Raw genomic sequence first — 16,256 nt, 5'->3', positions numbered from 1 at the left:
GTTTTAAAAAGCGGACGGCTTCAAACGTAATCCTACGGTTTCTTCCAGGTTAAACATCAGGTTCATATTATGAACAGCCTGGCCGCTTGCACCTTTTAATAAATTGTCGATACATGAGATAACTAACAGTTTATCACCGTGTTTTTCCAGATGTATCAGACACTTGTTTGTATTTACCACTTGTTTCAGGTCAATGTTTTTATCGACAATGTGTACAAATGAATCTTTCTCGTAGTACTCTTGGTACATCCGGACGATCTCTTCGAGAGATACTTTCGTTTTAATTACAAGTGTCGCAAATATACCACGTGGAAAGTCACCCCGGTAAGGGATAAAATCAATTTCCGAATCAAAGCTGGTTTGCAATTGTTTCAAAGATTGCTTGATTTCCGGTATATGTTGATGATCGAAAGCCTTGTAAACACTGATATTATTGTTTCTCCAACTGAAATGACTGGTAGCACCCGGTTTTACACCGGCACCTGTACTTCCGGTGATGGCGTTTACCATTATATCGTCTGTCAGCATCAGGTTTTTGGCAAGCGGAAGAAGTCCTAACTGAATACAAGTCGCAAAGCAACCCGGATTAGCTACATGCTTTGCTGTGCAAGTGGCACGCCGATTCAGTTCCGGCAGACCGTAAATAAAATCATGATCATCGCTTTTGATACGGTAGTCCATAGAAAGGTCGATGATTTTCAAATCTTCCGGTATATTATGGCTTTCTATAAATTTCTTTGTATCTCCGTGAGCCGTACAGAAGAAAAGGACGTCAATTTCGTCCAATGGTAATTGGTCGGTAAACCTCAAGTCTGTTTCTCCGTAAAGTCCTTCGTGTACATCGGTAATTCTGTTGCCGGCATTACTACTGCTGTTAACAAATACGATTTCGGTTTCCGGATGATTGAGTAACAGACGAATTAATTCGCCTGCTGTATATCCTGCGCCCCCAATGATTCCTGCTCTAATCATATTTCTTCGTCTTTATGGTTATTGTAGTATACACGTAGCGGAGTAGACGTTACCTTAATAAAGCCTTTGGCGTCTTCGGCAGTCCAACCTTTCTGCATCTCACCATACTCTCCGAATTTCGTTTTCACAAGGTCGTCTTTCGATTCTACACCTACGGTAGAGAAGGATAATGGACGAAGTTCGAGAATAGCTGTTCCGTTCACGTTACGTTGGCTTTCCTGTAACATCGCTTCAATGTCACGCATCACCGGTTCCAGATATTGACTTTCGTGTAGAAACATTCCGTACCAGTTGGCTACCTGGTCTTTCCAATATTGTTGCCATTTGCTCAATGTATATTTTTCAAGGAAACGGTGTGCTCCGATAATTAACATTGGAGCGGCTGCTTCGAAGCCTACACGACCTTTGATACCAATGATTGTATCACCTACGTGCATATCACGTCCGATACCGTAAGCAGCACCAATTTCTTCTACCTTTTGGATGGCTTTGATCGGATCATCGAATTTCTCATCATTGACTGCTTTCAGTTCACCTTTCTCAAAAGTAAGGCGAAGTTGCTCGCTACCTTCTTTTTCTACATGTTTTAGATAAGCACTTTCCGGTAATCCTTGTGCCGAGTCGAGAATTTCACCTCCACAGATAGAAGTCCCCCATAAACCTACGTTATAAGAATACTTCAGTTTGGTGAAATCTGCACTGAAACCGTTTTTGTTCAGATAATCTATTTCTTCCTGACGACTCAGGGCCATGTCACGGGTTAATGTGATGATCTCTACATTAGGAGCCAATACAAGAAAAGTCATATCGAAGCGAATCTGGTCGTTACCTGCTCCGGTAGAACCATGTGCTACGGCATCCGCACCAATTTCGTTGGCATAGCGGGCAATAGCAAGACCTTGGAAGATACGTTCCGAGCTGACAGAGATAGGATAAGTACCGTTACGCAGCACATTTCCGAAAACCATGTATTTCAGACTTTTTTCGTAGTATTCCTGAGTAACGTCCAATGTGACGTATTTTACTGCTCCCAGTTTATAGGCATTCTCTTCGTTAGTTTTCAGTTGTTCTTCACTGAAACCGCCTGTGTTGGCACAAGCAGCATAAACTTCGTAACCTTTTTCTTTAGCGAGGTACATAACGGTGAACGATGTGTCCAGACCGCCGCTGAATGCCACCACTACTTTTTTCTTTTTCTCTTCCATAGTGCTGTATCTATTAAATGTTATTTCTTTCTTGTTCTTTTTTTATGTTTTTCGGATCTGTGGGATCGTACAACATGGCTGTACAAATACAAAATTTCCGATTTTTGGCTACCAATATATCATGATTGATACATCCTTCACATCCTTTCCAGAAGGATTCGTCATCTGTTAATTCATTGAAGGTGACAGGAACGTAGCCTAGCTCTGTATTCATCTTCATTACCGCTGCTCCGGAGGTCAGACTAAAGATTTTAGCCTTCGGCCATCGGAGACGTGCCAATTGAAATGAAGCTTGTTTGATGCGTTTGGCCAATCCTAATCCACGGAAATCAGGATGGACAATCAGACCGGATGTGGCTACATATTGTTTGTTGCCCCATGATTCAATGTAGGTGAAACCTGCGAATGTATCACCACATAATGCGATAATTGCTTTGCCCTCCTTCATTTTTGTTGCAACATATTCGTGTGTGCGCTCTGCGATACCGGTTCCACGAACTGCTGCAGCTTTCCTGATTGTATCCAAAATAGTGTCAACGTATACCTCATGTGAGGCGTCGGCTACCATAACATCTATTTGTTGAGTATCCATTTCTTTATTTAATATATAAATATGTATAGTTATTCGATATTCGGAATGATGAGTGACAAAAGCTGGCGCACTTTACTTGCTGAAACTCCTTCGCGCAATACCAACATAATGGTGTCGTCACCGGCAATGGTTCCCATAATCTCGTTGAATTCATGGTTGTCGATGTCATAAGCCATGCTGCTTGCATAACCGGGACGGGTACGTATCACAGCTATGTTGCCGGAAAAATCCAGAGAGATAAATCCATTGTTACGCAGCATTTCACTGGCGCTTTGGTCAGTGGAGCGCTTATACATGATGTTGTTCGGCAATACATAAACGTATTTGCCGTTCATGCTGGCAGCTTTTGCTACTTTCAGTTGTTTTAAGTCACGGGAGAGGGTGGCCTGAGTCAGCTCGAAGCCCTCACGGTTCAGCTCTTGCAACAGTTCTTCCTGAGAACCCAGTTCTTTGCTTGAGATAATCATTTTGATGGCGTCTAACCGATTTGCTTTCTTCTTCATTGTATAATTATTCTAAGAATGGTGCAAAAGTATGCAATATTTTGGAGAAAAGATGCATAAAACTAAAGTTTTTTTGCATAAAAGTGAGAGAAAAATGAATAAATGCTCAAATATCTTTGTTTTAAAGAGAATTTTATCTCGATACCTAACCGATTTTTTTTGTGTACTAATGGAAGTTGTTCGACACCCGGGTATTGAGCAATCTCCGTTAGTAGTAAAAAAAGGATTGGTTAGTAGTAGAATAAAGCAAGCTATTCGTGTCAAAAAGTGTACGCTTTCTATCAAAAAACATAAGGGACAAAAGCGGGACATCGCCTATCTTTGTAACATCAGGTAAATGAATACCTTAATATTGAGACAAAATACCATGAAACAAAACTTTTTTGCAGTCGATTTGGGGGCGACAAGTGGTCGTACCATCTTAGGAACTTTTACAGAATACGGATTAAATCTGAAAGAAATCAATCGTTTCTCCAACCATTTGATTGAAGTGGGTGGACATTTTTATTGGGATATTTATGCATTATATCGTCATATTATTGATGGATTGAAGGTGGTAGTACATAGTGGAGAATCTATCGCTTCTATCGGAATAGATACATGGGGCGTAGATTTTGTTTGCGTCGGAAAGGATGGAAACCTGCTTCGGCAGCCTTATGCTTATCGTGATCCACATACGGTAGGTGCACCGGAAGCTCTTTTTACCCGTATCCCTCGTAGTGAGGTGTATGCAAAAACGGGTATACAAATAATGAATTTTAATTCAATTTTCCAATTGGATACGTTAAGACGTAATCAGGATAGTGCATTAGAAGCTGCGGATAAAGTTCTATTTATGCCGGATGCGTTGAGTTATATGCTGACCGGGGAGATGGTGACGGAATATACGATTGCTTCAACAGCGCAATTGGTGAATGCGCATACCCGTCGTCTGGAGCCGGAACTATTGGAAGCGGTAGGATTGAAGGAAGAAAACTTCGGGCGTTTTGTTTTTCCCGGTGAAAAAGTAGGTGTATTGACGAAGGAAGTACAAAAAATAACCGGACTGGGTGCAATTCCTGTAATTGCAGTAGCCGGGCATGATACAGGCTCTGCGGTAGCTGCTGTTCCGGCACTCGACCGTAACTTCGCTTATTTGAGTAGTGGTACTTGGTCGTTGATGGGAGTTGAAACGGATGCTCCTGTGATTAATGCTGAAACAGAGGCTTTAAACTTTACGAATGAAGGAGGAGTGGAAGGAACGATCCGTCTGCTTAAAAATATTTGTGGAATGTGGCTGCTTGAACGTTGCCGCTTGAATTGGGGAGAAACAAGTTATCCTGAATTGATTAGTGAGGCAGAAGCTAGCAGACCATTTCGTAGTCTGATCAATCCGGATGATGATTGTTTTGCAAATCCTGCCAATATGGAACAGGCTATTATGGAATATTGCCGTACTACCGGGCAACCCGTCCCTGAGCAACGTGGACAAATGGTACGTTGCATTTTTGAAAGTCTTGCTTTACGCTATAGACAGGTGTTGGAAAACTTGCGTACATTGTCTCCACATCCGATTGCAACATTACACGTCATTGGAGGGGGAAGTCGGAATGATTTGCTAAATCAGTTTACGGCAAATGCGATTGATATACCGGTAGTGGCCGGTCCGTCCGAAGCTACTGCAATTGGTAATGTGATGATTCAGGCGATGGCTGCAGGAGAAGCAACGGATGTGGCGGGGATGCGTCAATTGATCCATCGTTCTATTCCGTTGAATACTTATCAACCAAAAGATACAGAAGCGTGGGATGCGGCTTATATTCAATTTAAAAATTGTATTCGCCCCAATTAAATAAACGACAGAATATATTAACTATTAAAGAATAAGAATATCATGAAAAAAGAAGAACTGATTCAGAAAGCGTATGAAATTGCTGTAGAACGTTATGCAGCTATAGGTGTAGATGTAAATAAAGCATTGGAAGATTTGCAGAAGATTTCATTGTCATTGCACTGCTGGCAGGCTGACGATGTAACCGGATTTGAATCAGCCGGAGAATTGACCGGAGGTATTCAGGCAACCGGTAACTATCCGGGAAAAGCTCGCAATATTGAAGAACTCAGACAAGATGTTTTAAAAGCAGCTTCTTATATTCCGGGTACTCATCGACTGAATTTACATGAAATTTATGGAGACTTCGGCGGACAGTTTGTGGATCGTGATCAGGTGACGCCGGAGCATTTTGAGAGTTGGATACAGTGGGCGGCGGAACATAATATGAAGTTGGATTTCAACTCTACTTCTTTCTCTCATCCGAAGTCAGGTAATCTGTCTTTGTCAAATCCCGACAAGAGTATTCGTGACTTTTGGATTGAACATACTAAACGTTGTCGTGCTATCGCTGAGGAAATGGGTAAGCGTCAGGGAGATCCTTGTATCATGAATTTGTGGATACATGACGGTAGCAAAGATATTACGGTAAACCGTATGAAATATCGTGCTTTGTTGAAGGATTCTCTGGATCAGATCTTTGCTACAGAATATAAGAATATGAGAGACTGCATCGAATCTAAAGTGTTCGGTATCGGTTTGGAAAGTTATACAGTAGGTTCGAATGACTTCTACATTGGCTATGGTGCAACTCGTAATAAGATTGTGACATTGGATACTGGTCACTTCCACCCGACGGAGAGTGTAGCGGATAAGATTTCTTCTTTGCTGTTGTTTATTCCGGAAATTATGTTGCACGTGAGCCGTCCGGTTCGTTGGGATAGCGACCATGTAACTATCATGAACGATGATACTTTAGATCTGTGCAAAGAAATCGTACGTTGTGATGCTCTCAATAAAGTTCATATTGGACTTGATTATTTCGATGCAAGTATTAACCGTATCGGTGCTTATGTTGTAGGTAGTCGTGCAACTCAAAAATGCTTGATACAAGCATTGCTTGAACCGTTGGCAAAACTCCGCGAATATGAAGCAAATGACCAGTTGTTCGAACGTCTGGCTCTGCTCGAAGAATCTAAATCGTTGCCTTGGAATGCAGTATGGGATATGTTCTGCTTGAAGAATAATGTTCCGGTGGGCGAAGATTTCATTGCTGAGATTCAAAAATATGAAGCTGACGTAACCTCTAAACGATAAGTGATGGATATTTTAATTGGTTTGATAATTATAGCTATCGGCAGCTTTTGCCAGTCCAGTTCCTATGTACCTATTAAAAAGGTGAAGGAGTGGAACTGGGAAAGTTTCTGGTTGGTTCAAGGTGTGTTTGCCTGGTTAGTATTTCCGTTCCTCGGATCATTGCTGGGCATTCCGCAAGGAAGTAGTTTACTTGATTTGTGGAGCGCGGGAGGTGCCGGAATGAGTATTGTCTATGGTATATTGTGGGGAGTGGGGGGATTGACTTTCGGGCTTTCTATGAGATATCTGGGTGTTGCGTTGGGACAAAGTATCGCTTTGGGTACTTGTGCCGGATTTGGAACGCTCTTTCCTGCTATTTTTGCCGGAACGAATTTATTCGAGGGTAATGGACTGATATTGCTTTTGGGAGTTTGTATCACGTTGGCAGGTATCGCTATTATTGGTTATGCAGGTGGTCTGCGTTCACAGAATATGAGTGAAGAAGAGAAACGTGCTGCTGTTAAGGACTTTGCTTTGACAAAAGGATTGTTGGTAGCATTGTTGGCCGGTGTAATGAGTGCATGTTTTGCTTTAGGATTAGATGCCGGAATACCTATTAAGGAAGCTGCTTTGGCAGGTGGAGTGGATGGGCTTTATGCGGGACTTCCTGTTATCTTCTTAGTCACTTTGGGGGGATTTCTGACTAATGCAGCTTACTGTTTGCAGCAGAATATTACCAATAAATCCATGGGGGATTATGCAAAAGGAAAGGTGTGGGGAAATAATCTGGTGTTCTGTGCCTTGGCGGGAGTTCTGTGGTATATGCAGTTCTTCGGATTGGAAATGGGTAAGAGTTTCCTGACAGGAAGTCCTGTGTTATTAGCTTTTTCATGGTGTATCCTGATGGCATTGAACGTAACCTTTAGTAACGTTTGGGGAATAATCTTGAAAGAGTGGAAGGGAGTGTCTACTAAAACAATTGTTGTCTTAGTCTGTGGATTAATAGTGTTGATCTTCTCACTAATCTTTCCGAATTTGTTTTAAAATTTCAGGTGCGGATTGTACGGATGATGCAGATTTTCAAATAGTGATTGAATCTGTGAAATTCTGTGTAATCCGCATCCAATCAAAAATAAAGATGTAATGAAATCAATTTTAGAGAATCGTCCGGCATTAGCTAAAGAAGTAAATAAGGTAGCTGAGGTGGCCGGATACTTGTGGCAAAAAGGATGGGCTGAACGTAATGGTGGTAATATCACTATTAATATAACTGAGTTTGTAGATGATGAAATTCGTGAGATGGAGCCGATTAGTGATGTAAAAGCTATTGGGGTGACATTACCTTATCTCAAAGGGGGGTATTTTTATTGCAAGGGAACGAATAAACGTATGCGTGACCTGGCTCGTCGACCGATGGAGAACGGTTCGGTGATCCGAATCCTGGATGACTGTGCCAGTTATGTTATCATTGCGGATGAACCGATTGCCCCAACTTCGGAATTACCTTCTCATTTGAGTGTGCACAATGATTTATTGAGTAAAAACTCTCCTTATAAAGCGTCAGTACATACTCATCCGATTGAGTTGATTGCAATGACGCATTGCCGGAAATTTCTGGAGAAAGATGTAGCTACTAATTTATTGTGGAGTATGATTCCCGAAACAAAGGCATTCTGTCCTCGTGGTTTGGGTATCATTCCTTATAAATTACCCAGTTCGGTGGAATTGGCGGAAGCTACTATTAAAGAACTGCAGGATTATGATGTAGTGATGTGGGAAAAACATGGTGTGTTTGCTGTAGATTGTGATGTAATGCAAGCTTTTGACCAGATTGATGTGTTGAATAAATCGGCGTTGATTTATATTGCTGCCAAAAATATGGGCTTCGAACCGGATGGAATGAGTCAGGAGCAGATGAAGGAGATGAGTGTTGCCTTCAAATTGCCTAAATAATAGTTTTAAGAAATAGACTCTCTTTAAAAAATACAACAAACTATGAATCGGATTATTTTAAATGAAACTTCTTATTTCGGTGCCGGATGTAGAAGTGTGATTGCTGTTGAAGCTGCCCGGCGTGGCTTTAAAAAAGCATTTTTTGTGACTGATAAAGACCTAATTAAGTTTGGTGTTGCTGCTGAAATTATAAAGGTGTTTGATGATAATCATATTCCTTATGAACTCTATAGTGATGTAAAAGCTAATCCTACTATTGCCAATGTTCAGAATGGAGTGAAAGCTTACAAGACTTCCGGTGCTGACTTTATCGTTGCATTGGGAGGAGGTTCTTCCATAGATACGGCAAAAGGTATTGGTATTGTAGTTAATAATCCGGATTTTGCAGACGTAAAGTCGCTGGAAGGGGTAGCTGATACTAAAAATAAAGCGGTACCTACTTTTGCATTACCTACAACGGCGGGGACTGCTGCCGAAGTGACTATCAATTATGTGATTATTGATGAAGATGCTCGTAAAAAGATGGTTTGTGTAGATCCGAACGATATCCCTGCTGTGGCTATTGTAGATCCCGAATTGATGTATTCTATGCCAAAAGGTTTGACGGCTGCAACAGGAATGGATGCTTTGACTCATGCCATTGAGAGTTATATCACTCCGGGTGCTTGGGCAATGAGTGATATGTTTGAACTGAAAGCTATTGAAATGATTGCTCAGAATCTGAAAGCAGCTGTAGATAATGGTAAGGATGTGGCTGCCCGTGAAGCAATGTCTCAGGCTCAATATATTGCCGGTATGGGATTCTCTAATGTAGGCTTGGGAATCGTACACTCAATGGCTCATCCGTTGGGTGCTTTTTATGATACTCCGCATGGTGTGGCTAACGCTTTGCTATTGCCTTATGTGATGGAGTATAATGCTGAGTCTCCGGCTGCTCCGAAGTATATCAATATTGCGAAGGCAATGGGAGTTAATACGGATGGAATGACAGAAGCTGAAGGGGTGAAAGCTGCTGTTGAAGCAGTGAAAGCATTGTCTCTTAGCATTGGTATTCCGCAGAAATTGCATGAGATCAATGTGAAAGAAGAAGATATTCCGGCATTGGCGGTTGCTGCTTTCAATGATGTTTGTACAGGTGGTAATCCACGTTCTACATCTGTGGAAGAGATCGAAGTGTTGTATCGGAAGGCTTTCTGATATGGATCGAATTTATTAGTAAGTTCAGCGTGCTTACTTCTTTTATACTAACTATTTAATAATATACTTTCCGGTAGAGTCAAATATACGCTGGTTTGGCTTTACCGGAGGAGATAAAGCATAAGAATGAAGAACACAATTTTAACTTTTCTGTTGGTGCTGTTATTTGTAGGTTGTAAAGTGCAAAATGGTGGTCCTTTGGAAATCTCCGGACTTACTGTTGAAATGCAGAAAAATCCTGAGGGCGTTTCTACGTTTCATCCCCGTTTTTCGTGGCTGTTGGCAAGTGATAAACAAGATGTGATGCAGACAGCTTATCAGATTGAAGTTGCAACCTCGGAGAAAGATTTGAAAGATAGTACTAATTTGGTTTGGAATACCGGACATGTAGTTTCTGATCAATCGTCAATGGTGGAATATGCAGGAGCACCTCTTGAGTCCAATAAGAAATATTACTGGCGTGTCACAGTGTGGTCAAATACCGGTAACAAGGCTGAAAGTAGCATTCAAAGTTGGTCGATGGCTTTGTTGAACGATTCGGATTGGAAAGCTCAATGGATCGGATTGAATGATAGTATAAATCTGAAGCTGGATGGCGACAGGTCGATTTTGCCGGCTCGCTATTTGCGAAAAGAATTTGATTTGCAATCTAAGCCGAAACGTGCAGTGCTTTATGTTTCGGGGATAGGCTCTTCTGTATGTTATATGAATGGTGAAAGGATTGGAAACGATGTATTCGGTCCGCTTCCTACATGGTATGATGCTTCTGTTCCTTATTTGACTTATGATGTTACTTCTATGATCAAGAATGGAACTAATACGGTAGGAGTAGCTTTGGGTAACGGTCGTTATCTTTCTATGCGTGCACATTCAATGCATGGTTTTGGTTTACCTCGTCTCATTGCACAATTGAATGTGGAATATGATAATGGTGAAACAGTATCTATTATCAGTGATGAATCTTGGAAAGCGACTAGTAAAGGTCCTATCACCGAAAATAATGAATTTGATGGTGAGAAATATGATGCTCGTCTCGAATTGGGTAAGTGGACAGAAAATGGATATGATGATTCCGCATGGACGAAAGTAGATTTGATGGAGTCACCAAAAGGTAAGTTGGTTGCTCAGATTTCTCCGAGTTTGAAAGTAATGGAGGAAATAAAACCGGTATCAATCAAATCAGTAGGAGAGGGAAGATACATTGTCGATATGGGACAAAATATGGTCGGATTGCAGCAAGTAAAATTAACCGGTAAAAAAGATAAACCGATTACTATGCGTTTTGCTGAGGTACTGAAAGATAATGAAACCGAATTGTATCTGGATAATCTGCGTAGTGCACTTGTGACGGATGTCTATACTCCGGCAAGTGATGGTGAGTTTGTTTGGGAACCCACGTTTGTTTATCATGGTTTCCGGTTTATAGAGATATCCGGTTTGGATTACGAGCCTTCAGTTTCCGATTTTGTGGGTAAGATTGTTTATGATGAAATGGCGACAACCGGTACTTTTGAGACTTCTGAGGAATTGATTAATAAACTTCATAAGAATGCTTATTGGGGAATCCGCGGAAACTATCGGGGGATGCCGACTGATTGTCCACAACGTGACGAACGCCTTGGATGGTTGGGCGACCGCACTACCGGAGCCTATGGGGAAAGTTTTGTTTTGGGTAATGCTTTGATGTATAAGAAATGGCTGATTGATATTGAAGAGTCCATGAGTGAAAATGGAAGTATCTCTGATGTATCTCCCCGTTATTGGACTATCTACAATGATGATGTGACTTGGCCTGCTGCATATTTCTATGTAGCCGATATGCTTTATCAACAGTATGGGGATGATTATTCGATCAAACATCGTTATCCGTCTATGAAACGATGGGTTCAATATATGGTTGATAACCACATGAAAGATTATATTTTGATGAAAGATACTTATGGTGACTGGTGTATGCCTCCCGAATCACCGGATTTGATCCACTCGGAAGATCCTGCACGTAAGACGAATGGAGAGGTGTTGAGTACAACTGTTTTCTATAGTATCTTGCAGTTGATGGAGAAGTTTGCACAGATGAATAATGCGCCGGAGGATGCCAAAGAGTATGCAGATCTAGCTCTGAAAATAAAAGAGGCATATAACAACAAATTCTTTAACCGGGAAACTGCGCAGTATGACAATAATACAGTGACAGCCAACTTATTGTCTCTCAGACTTGGCTTGGTTCCTGAGGGATATGAAGAAAAGGTGTTTACTAATGTTGTTGAGAAGACGGAGAATGATTGCAAAGGACATGTAAGCGTTGGAGTATTGGGAATCCAACATTTGATGCGCGGACTTACCGAATATGGTGGATTGGAACTTGCATATAAGATTGTGACTAATGATACTTATCCTTCCTGGGGATATATGATTAAGAATGGTGCTACTACAATCTGGGAATTGTGGAATGGTGATACTGCTAATCCGGCTATGAACTCAAGAAATCATGTAATGCTTTTAGGGGATCTGTTGATTTGGTTTTATGAGGATTTGGCGGGTATAAAGAATGATCCGTCTTCAGTTGGATTTAAAAAGATTTTGATGGAGCCTGTATTCCCTGAGAAATTAACGTATGTAACAGCTTCTCATGTTTCACCTTATGGTAAAATAGAAAGCTTTTGGAAACGTAATGGTGATAAACTGGAATGGAATATTACGATTCCGGTCAATACAACTGCTACCATTAAATTGCCTTTGAAGTTTAATGTTAAAGTGCCTCACGATCCGACGGGTATTCATTCCGTTAAGGAACGTGACGGTAAACTGGTTGTGGAGTTGGGTTCTGGAAAATATACGTTTGCCTCTGAACAATAAATAAGATGTTCTTTCAGATATAATTATCGGAAGGAATATTGAATGTGAATAATCTTTTGGATTTGTTTTTTTAACATTCGGATATGTCGAAGCAGACTTTCCGAATGTTTTTTTATTGTTTGGTGTGTTTTTTCTGAAAATAATTTCTACTTTTGTGTCTATTCAATTGCATGAAAACACACTTGTATGACTGAAGATAATGGTTTAGGACTGGAATTCAAATATTTGATAGTGAATGATATGGATCGCAAATTCGGTTTGTGGGTAAATACTGTTGGCTATCAATCAATTCCTCCTGGCTCCCCTTATCCTCTGAAAGACCATCCTTCCGGTTACTTTTTTAATACAGAAAAAGGACGGGTGTTGCGGGAGTATCAACTGGTCTATATAACCAAAGGTCGTGGTTTGTTTACTTCCGACTCAACTTCTGAAAAGCAAGTTTGTAAAGGTAGGCTGATTGTTCTATTTCCGGGACAATGGCATACGTATCGTCCGCTTTGGCAGACAGGATGGACGGAGTATTACATCGGTTTTGAAGGGTCTGTCATAGATACAATTGTCAATGATGCTTTCTTATCAAAAGAACAACAGATATTGGAAATAGGAATTAATGAAGAATTGGTGTCTTTGTTCGTTCGTGCTCTCGAAGTAGCTGAGGCAGATAAAATCTCAGCACAACAGTATCTTTCCGGTATTGTGCTTCATATGATGGGATTAGTTCTTTCTGTTTCTAAAAACAAAGTCTATGAAATGGGCGATGTCGATCAGAAGATAGAACAGGCTAAGATAATAATGAATGAGAATGTTTCCGGGAATGTGGATCCTGAGGAGCTGGCGATGAGGCTGAATATTAGTTATTCATGGTTCCGGCGAGTGTTTAAAGAATATACTGGTTATGCACCTGCTAAATATTTTCAGGAGTTGAAGCTACGTAAGGCTAAACAGCTATTGGTAGGAACCTCCCAGTCGGTAAAAGAGATTTCTTTCTTTCTAGGTTTTCAGTCTACTGAATATTTCTTTTCTTTTTTCAAAAAGCGTACGGGGCTGACTCCATTGGAATACCGTTCTTTTGGTCGGGAAGAATAAAAGTGTTAATATCTGTGGAACAGGCCAAGAGTTCTCTTTTGGCACATCAAAAAGACACTTGCAGAGGTTTTAGTCCAGATAACGCTGGAAGTCTACTGCTGCTTGTTCATATTTCGTATAGTAGCTAAATTCATGGAAAATCTTTCTCATTGGGGCTCTTATTTAGTTCTGATAATAGTTTGTTTAACAAAAGCGATTCATATGTTTAAAACTATATGGGAATGGTGATATCTTGTTGGCAATAAGACAATTAACCTGTTAATAACTTATGAGTGTTTCGGTTGATAACTAAGAAAAGGCCTGTGAATAAGATTTCTAGATGTATATCTTCAGGAATAGAATGCCTGATAATTATAAGCAAAAAAGGAAGGAGCGGCATAAAAAAAGAATCACTTGAAAAGTGATTCTTTTAAAAGTTGCGGAGATCCGACTCGAACGAATGACCTTTGGGTTATGAGCCCAACGAGCTACCAACTGCTCCACTCCGCGATGTTTAACGGGTGCAAAGGTACGGCTTTCTTTGGGATAAACAAATTATTTGCAGAATATTTTTCAATAAAGTAATGCTTAAATTTATATATGGCTGATAATGAGTCAAGTAATGCCTGAACTTTTTTAGCACCTATTAATATACAAATGTTAATATTTTGTCCGTTTTCTTGTATGGTCTAAAGAAAAGAGTTACTTTTGCTCAAAATATTCAGCAATGTGCAATTTGTAACCTATGACCGTATCCAAGACAAAAGCCAAGTTAGTAGATGTAGCCCGTCAGCTTTTTGCAAAGATGGGTGTTGAGAATACTACAATGAATGATATCGCTCTTGCTTCTAAAAAAGGTAGACGAACACTCTATACCTATTTCAAAAGTAAGGATGAGATTTATTTGGCTGTTGTGGAATCAGAATTGGATATATTGTCGGATATGATGAAGCGGGTGGCTGAGAAAGATATTTCTCCGGATGAGAAGATGTTGGAAATGATCTATACCCGGTTGGATGCAGTGAAAGAAGTTGTTTATCGAAACGGTACATTACGTGCAAACTTCTTTCGTGATATATGGCGGGTAGAGAAAGTCAGGAAAAGATTCGATGCAAAAGAAATACAGCTTTTCAAAGCAGTACTGTTGGAAGGACAGGCAAAAGGAGTATTTCAAATTGATGATGTCGAGATGACGGCCGAATTGGTACATTATTGCGTAAAGGGAGTTGAAGTACCTTATATTCGTGGGCAAATCGGTGCCCATTTGGATGACGAAACTAGAAATAGATATGTGTCTAACATAGTGTTTGGCGCACTGCATAGAACAAAAATTTAATTAAATAACTTTTAGTATGGGATTATTAGATGGAAAAACAGCTATTGTAACTGGTGCTGCTCGTGGTATTGGTAAAGCTATCGCATTGAAGTTTGCTGCTGAAGGAGCAAACATCGCATTTACTGACCTTGTAATTGATGAAAATGCAGATAAAACAGTTAAGGAACTTGAAGCATTTGGTGTGAAAGCCAAAGGTTATGCTTCCAATGCTGCTAATTTCGAAGATACTGCAAAGGTTGTAGAAGAGATTCATAAAGACTTCGGTCGTATTGATATTTTGGTAAATAATGCAGGTATTACTCGTGACGGCTTGATGATGCGTATGAGTGAACAACAATGGGATATGGTGATCAATGTAAACTTGAAGTCAGCGTTCAACTTTATCCATGCTTGTACACCGGTTATGATGCGTCAAAAAGCAGGTAGCATTATCAACATGGCATCTGTTGTTGGTGTTCATGGTAATGCAGGGCAGGCAAACTATGCTGCTTCTAAAGCTGGTATGATCGCATTGGCGAAGTCTATCGCACAGGAACTTGGTTCTCGTGGTATACGTGCTAACGCTATTGCTCCGGGATTCATCCTGACAGATATGACTGCTTCTCTTTCTGAAGAAGTAAGAGCTGAATGGGCAAAGAAGATTCCTTTGCGTCGTGGTGGTACTCCTGAAGATGTGGCAAACATCGCTACCTTCTTGGCATCAGATATGTCATCTTACGTATCGGGTCAGGTGATTCAGGTAGATGGTGGTATGAATATGTAATCAGGCAGAATGACTGTTGTATACGAAGACAACCATATCATTGTAGTCAATAAGACCGCTTCCGAGATTGTCCAGGGAGACAAAACGGGAGATACCCCTCTTTCGGAAACTGTAAAGCAATACTTGAAAGAGAAGTATCAGAAACCCGGAAATGTCTTTCTCGGTGTACCCCACCGACTGGACCGCCCTGTAAGCGGTCTTATTATTTTTGCAAAGACTGGTAAGGCGCTTACCCGGCTGAATGAAATGTTCCGGACAAGTGAAGTGAAAAAGACTTATTGGGCAGTAGTAAAGAATCCTCCGAAAGAACCGGAAGGTGAGTTGATTCATTTCCTGGTGCGTAATGAAAAACAAAATAAGAGTTATGCTTATGATAAAGAGGTGCCGAATAGTAAAAAAGCGATTCTACATTACCGGTTGATCGGACATTCGGAAAACTATTATTTGCTGGAAGTTGATTTAAAGACGGGACGGCATCATCAGATTCGTTGCCAGTTGGCAAAAATGGGATGTCCTATCAAGGGAGATTTGAAATATGGATCTCCACGGTCTAACCCAGATGGAAGTATTTGCTTACATGCTCGAAAAGTGAAATTTATACATCCTGTTTCCAAGGTACAGATAGAACTCGAAGCTCCTCTTCCCGAAGGAAATTTATGGAAAGGATTTGAACTGCTTTAATCAGTACAAATCCTTTTTCTTTTGCCA

The 16,256-nt window shown here is 40.6% G+C and carries 14 protein-coding genes and 1 tRNA gene; 10 read left to right on the top strand and 5 right to left on the bottom strand.

Going from position 1 to position 16,256, the window contains the following annotated elements; translation table 11 throughout:
* Window positions 1–3: 3 nt before the first annotated feature.
* The 4 genes from argC to argR are packed head-to-tail and all read right to left on the bottom strand — an operon-like array spanning window position 4 to window position 3,272.
* Window positions 4–972 (bottom strand): N-acetyl-gamma-glutamyl-phosphate reductase, encoded by a 969-nt coding sequence (gene argC / locus EJF25_RS12015; protein WP_125041320.1) that lies wholly within the window; start codon window positions 970–972, stop codon window positions 4–6.
* Window positions 969–2,177 (bottom strand): argininosuccinate synthase, encoded by a 1,209-nt coding sequence (locus EJF25_RS12010; RefSeq protein WP_125041318.1) that lies wholly within the window; start codon window positions 2,175–2,177, stop codon window positions 969–971. Before EJF25_RS12010 ends, argC begins: the two co-directional genes overlap by 4 nt.
* 13 nt (window positions 2,178–2,190) lie before the next feature.
* On the bottom strand, window positions 2,191–2,769 hold the full coding sequence (locus EJF25_RS12005) for a GNAT family N-acetyltransferase (protein ID WP_125041317.1): 579 nt from the start codon (window positions 2,767–2,769) through the stop codon (window positions 2,191–2,193).
* Between the two features lie 29 nt (window positions 2,770–2,798).
* Window positions 2,799–3,272 carry an arginine repressor gene (gene argR / locus EJF25_RS12000; protein WP_125041316.1) on the bottom strand — a complete coding sequence of 158 codons (474 nt, stop codon included), beginning with the start codon at window positions 3,270–3,272 and terminating at the stop codon, window positions 2,799–2,801.
* A gap of 367 nt (window positions 3,273–3,639) precedes the next feature.
* Between argR and rhaB the strand changes: the two genes are divergently transcribed.
* The 7 genes from rhaB (at window position 3,640) to EJF25_RS11960 (ending at window position 13,470) form a co-directional block, all read left to right on the top strand.
* A complete protein-coding gene (rhaB, locus tag EJF25_RS11990; protein ID WP_125041313.1) occupies window positions 3,640–5,103 on the top strand; it encodes a rhamnulokinase in 1,464 nt (487 codons plus the stop codon).
* A 42-nt stretch (window positions 5,104–5,145) separates the two neighbouring features.
* A complete protein-coding gene (locus EJF25_RS11985; RefSeq protein ID WP_125041311.1) occupies window positions 5,146–6,399 on the top strand; it encodes an L-rhamnose isomerase in 1,254 nt (417 codons plus the stop codon).
* Between the two features lie 3 nt (window positions 6,400–6,402).
* A complete protein-coding gene (gene rhaT, locus EJF25_RS11980; RefSeq protein WP_125041309.1) occupies window positions 6,403–7,422 on the top strand; it encodes an L-rhamnose/proton symporter RhaT in 1,020 nt (339 codons plus the stop codon).
* A gap of 99 nt (window positions 7,423–7,521) precedes the next feature.
* Window positions 7,522–8,331, top strand: coding sequence for a rhamnulose-1-phosphate aldolase (rhaD, locus tag EJF25_RS11975; RefSeq protein WP_125041308.1), 810 nt, complete (start codon window positions 7,522–7,524; stop codon window positions 8,329–8,331).
* Window positions 8,332–8,373: 42 nt separating this feature from the next.
* A complete protein-coding gene (gene fucO, locus EJF25_RS11970; RefSeq protein ID WP_125041306.1) occupies window positions 8,374–9,528 on the top strand; it encodes a lactaldehyde reductase in 1,155 nt (384 codons plus the stop codon).
* 126 nt (window positions 9,529–9,654) lie between these two features.
* Window positions 9,655–12,384, top strand: coding sequence for a family 78 glycoside hydrolase catalytic domain (locus tag EJF25_RS11965; protein WP_125041304.1), 2,730 nt, complete (start codon window positions 9,655–9,657; stop codon window positions 12,382–12,384).
* Window positions 12,385–12,570: 186 nt separating this feature from the next.
* A complete protein-coding gene (locus tag EJF25_RS11960) occupies window positions 12,571–13,470 on the top strand; it encodes an AraC family transcriptional regulator (protein WP_125041302.1) in 900 nt (299 codons plus the stop codon).
* A gap of 416 nt (window positions 13,471–13,886) precedes the next feature.
* Here the strand turns inward: EJF25_RS11960 and EJF25_RS11955 are convergent.
* A tRNA-Met gene (locus EJF25_RS11955) sits at window positions 13,887–13,959 on the bottom strand.
* Between the two features lie 235 nt (window positions 13,960–14,194).
* Between EJF25_RS11955 and EJF25_RS11950 the strand changes: the two genes are divergently transcribed.
* The 3 genes from EJF25_RS11950 to EJF25_RS11940 are packed head-to-tail and all read left to right on the top strand — an operon-like array spanning window position 14,195 to window position 16,229.
* Entirely contained in the window at window positions 14,195–14,785 is a 591-nt protein-coding gene (locus tag EJF25_RS11950) for a TetR/AcrR family transcriptional regulator (protein ID WP_125041300.1), read from the top strand.
* 16 nt (window positions 14,786–14,801) lie between these two features.
* Window positions 14,802–15,548, top strand: a complete 747-nt coding sequence (fabG, locus tag EJF25_RS11945) for a 3-oxoacyl-[acyl-carrier-protein] reductase (protein ID WP_125041298.1) — start codon at window positions 14,802–14,804, stop codon at window positions 15,546–15,548.
* Between the two features lie 9 nt (window positions 15,549–15,557).
* Window positions 15,558–16,229 (top strand): RluA family pseudouridine synthase, encoded by a 672-nt coding sequence (locus tag EJF25_RS11940; protein ID WP_125041296.1) that lies wholly within the window; start codon window positions 15,558–15,560, stop codon window positions 16,227–16,229.
* The last annotated feature ends 27 nt before the right edge of the window (window positions 16,230–16,256 follow it).

Source organism: Bacteroides faecalis (assembly GCF_003865075.1).
Taxonomy (GTDB): domain Bacteria; phylum Bacteroidota; class Bacteroidia; order Bacteroidales; family Bacteroidaceae; genus Bacteroides; species Bacteroides faecalis.
This window is presented reverse-complemented; position numbering and strand designations above follow the sequence as displayed.

What these genes read in the sequence shown, in the direction of transcription:
- EJF25_RS11940 (WP_125041296.1), top strand. Translation starts at nt 15,558, where the DNA reads ATGACTGTTGTATACGAAGACAACCATATCATTGTAGTCAATAAGACC.
- rhaD (WP_125041308.1), top strand. Translation starts at nt 7,522, where the DNA reads ATGAAATCAATTTTAGAGAATCGTCCGGCATTAGCTAAAGAAGTAAAT.
- EJF25_RS12005 (WP_125041317.1), bottom strand. Translation starts at nt 2,769, where the DNA reads ATGGATACTCAACAAATAGATGTTATGGTAGCCGACGCCTCACATGAG.
- EJF25_RS11960 (WP_125041302.1), top strand. Translation starts at nt 12,571, where the DNA reads ATGACTGAAGATAATGGTTTAGGACTGGAATTCAAATATTTGATAGTG.
- EJF25_RS11950 (WP_125041300.1), top strand. Translation starts at nt 14,195, where the DNA reads ATGACCGTATCCAAGACAAAAGCCAAGTTAGTAGATGTAGCCCGTCAG.
- EJF25_RS12010 (WP_125041318.1), bottom strand. Translation starts at nt 2,177, where the DNA reads ATGGAAGAGAAAAAGAAAAAAGTAGTGGTGGCATTCAGCGGCGGTCTG.
- argC (WP_125041320.1), bottom strand. Translation starts at nt 972, where the DNA reads ATGATTAGAGCAGGAATCATTGGGGGCGCAGGATATACAGCAGGCGAA.
- rhaT (WP_125041309.1), top strand. Translation starts at nt 6,403, where the DNA reads ATGGATATTTTAATTGGTTTGATAATTATAGCTATCGGCAGCTTTTGC.
- EJF25_RS11985 (WP_125041311.1), top strand. Translation starts at nt 5,146, where the DNA reads ATGAAAAAAGAAGAACTGATTCAGAAAGCGTATGAAATTGCTGTAGAA.
- rhaB (WP_125041313.1), top strand. Translation starts at nt 3,640, where the DNA reads ATGAAACAAAACTTTTTTGCAGTCGATTTGGGGGCGACAAGTGGTCGT.
- EJF25_RS11965 (WP_125041304.1), top strand. Translation starts at nt 9,655, where the DNA reads ATGAAGAACACAATTTTAACTTTTCTGTTGGTGCTGTTATTTGTAGGT.
- argR (WP_125041316.1), bottom strand. Translation starts at nt 3,272, where the DNA reads ATGAAGAAGAAAGCAAATCGGTTAGACGCCATCAAAATGATTATCTCA.
- fabG (WP_125041298.1), top strand. Translation starts at nt 14,802, where the DNA reads ATGGGATTATTAGATGGAAAAACAGCTATTGTAACTGGTGCTGCTCGT.
- fucO (WP_125041306.1), top strand. Translation starts at nt 8,374, where the DNA reads ATGAATCGGATTATTTTAAATGAAACTTCTTATTTCGGTGCCGGATGT.